Source organism: Brevundimonas diminuta ATCC 11568 (genome assembly GCF_000204035.1).
GTDB lineage: Bacteria > Pseudomonadota > Alphaproteobacteria > Caulobacterales > Caulobacteraceae > Brevundimonas > Brevundimonas diminuta.
Genome location: NZ_GL883086.1, coordinates 1,799,806 through 1,802,061 on the forward strand (window position 1 = coordinate 1,799,806; position 2,256 = coordinate 1,802,061).

Annotated in this window: 3 protein-coding genes; all 3 read right to left on the reverse strand. The window is 70.8% G+C overall.

Going from position 1 to position 2,256, the window contains the following annotated elements:
- Positions 1-868, reverse strand: an 868-nt coding sequence (gene selD, locus BDIM_RS12600; RefSeq protein ID WP_081461903.1) for a selenide, water dikinase SelD, incomplete at its 3' end; no start/stop codon positions are given.
- A gap of 31 nt (positions 869-899) precedes the next feature.
- The gene (locus BDIM_RS12605) at positions 900-1,832 is read right to left on the reverse strand and encodes a TraB/GumN family protein (protein ID WP_003165985.1); all 933 of its coding nucleotides are present in this window, start codon (positions 1,830-1,832) and stop codon (positions 900-902) included.
- Between the two features lie 55 nt (positions 1,833-1,887).
- On the reverse strand, positions 1,888-2,256 hold a 369-nt coding region (locus BDIM_RS12610), incomplete at its 5' end, for a TraB/GumN family protein (protein WP_040346116.1).

The following is a 2,256-nucleotide window of genomic DNA, read 5'->3' on the forward strand; positions in this document are numbered from 1 at the left end:
CGGCGCCCAGCGTCACCGCTCCGCCATAGGCCGCCCAGTTGCGCACCGAGGCGCCGGTCCGCACCCCGGCCTGGGCCAGGGCGGGCGACCCGTCCAGAAACACAGGCGCGTCGGCGTCGATCTCGACCGTCAGGCTCGCGCCGCGCGCCATCTCCAGCGCATGGCCCAGCAAGCCGAAGCCGGTCACGTCCGTCACCGCATGGACGCCGTCCATCGCCGCCAGCTTCGGCCCCGGCGTGTTGAGCTTGGTGGTCGAACAGATCAGGGCCTCATAGCCGCCCGCCTCCAGCCGCCCCTGCTTATAGGCCGCGCTCAGCACGCCGACGCCCAGGGCCTTGGTCAGGATCAGCACGTCGCCCGCCCGCGCGCCGCGATTGGTCAGCACACGGTCCGGATGGGTCAGGCCCAGGGCGACCAGGCCGTAGATCGGCTCCAGGCTGTCGATCGAATGGCCGCCCGCCACGGGAACGCCCGCCTCGGCGCAGACGGCCGCGCCGCCTTCCAGCACCCGGCCGATGGTCTGGGGCGACAGCTTGCCGACCGGCATGCCGACGATGGCCAGGGCGAAGATCGGCGTCGCCCCCATGGCGTAGACGTCCGACAGGGCGTTGGCCGCCGCGATCCGGCCGAAGTCGAACGGATCGTCCACCATCGGCATGAAGAAGTCGGTCGTGGCCACCAGGGCCTGCTGGTCGTTCAACCGCCAGACCGCCGCGTCGTCCGAGGTCTCGGTCCCCACCATCAGATCGGCGAAGGCCGCTGTGCGCGGCGTCGAGGCCAGGATGGACTGCAGCACGTCAGGCGCGATCTTGCAGCCGCAGCCGCCGCCATGGGCCAAGGAGGTGAGTCTGGGTTCGATGTCGCTCATGCCCCCGGCGTCGGCCTTCGGAGGCCGGGCGTCAACCGCCTTCGTGCGCGGAGGAGACGCGCCATTCGGGACCGCTGACCTCCAGTCCCCTTGCCGCCGCCTGATCCAGCAGACCGCCAGCTTCCGCCGCGACGCTGATCGGCATGACCATCAGGGTGGTCCGGGCGGCCGTCAGGGCGTCGGCCAGCGCCTCACTCCACTGCGTGCGGCCGTTCCGGCGCAGATCGCTATCGGCGAACATGGCGCAATGGTCGATCGCCTGTTCCAACGGACTGGCCATGACCGCACGAACGTCCTGCCTGGCCCAGCTCGCGCCCCTCTGAGCCATGCCGTCCTTTCCCGCCTCGGTCGCGCGAATGGCGGCCGAAAGACAGGCGATCTGGTTGTCGTCCGGCACGGCGACGGCCTCGTCGACATGGCGAGCGTCCAGGTCTCCAACGTGAACCGTCGATTTCTTCGCCTTACGCGCCATGGAGCGGACCGTCGTCAGCACGCCGCGCCCCGCGCCGCGCTCATAGGCCAGCCGGTCGTCCAGCAGATCGCGCGCAACGGCCACCAGCCCCCGGTCGGCGTAGTTCTGGCGATAGCGGGCGCCCAGGGCCTCCAGCCGAGTCAGTTGATCGGCTTCAAGGTAGTCCGCCGTCGTCGCGCCATCCGGCAGACGGGCGCGGGCGCGGCGCATGCGCATGTAATCCCCCAGGCTCATCGTCGCCGTCTGGGACATCACGATGGCGTCCGCCTGTAACACCGCCGCCTCCAGCGCCTCGGGCCGCCAGACGATGTCGCGCGGCACGGCCGAGAGCGCCCCTACCATGATCACGACGCTGTCTCCGTTGCGAATCTCCCATGTCGGCGCACCCGATCGACGCGCCACCACGACGATGTCCTCAAGAGTCGTTGCGGCTTCGTCCTGAGCCCAGGTCAGCGTCCCCGACGCCAGAACTATCGCCGCTGCGAGAACCATTGCGCCTTTTGATCTCATGGCGTCCCCTCCCCTTCCTAAGCCCCGTCCGACGTCTTCAACCGCCCGAAGGCGCCGCCTTCCACTGCGGGCCGTCCACCTCGAAGCCCTGGGCCTCCAGCGCATCCAGCACGCCGCCCGGCTCGGCCAGACGACGCAGCGGGGCGACGGCCATGGTCAGGCCGGGCTGGGTCAGGGCCTGGGCGATGGCGTCGGTCCATTCCGTACGCAGTTGCGGCCCGATCTGCGGATCGCCCCAGGGCCAGCAACGGTCCACCGCCTGATCGACCGGCGAGGCGAGCACCTCGGCCACCCGCAGCCCGCGCCAGGCCTCGGCCCGCAGGCGCACCGCCTCCGGTCCCAGTTCGGCCGCCGACAGGGCGGCCCGCAGGCATTCGCGATGCGTCTGGGGCGGAGCGGAGATCAG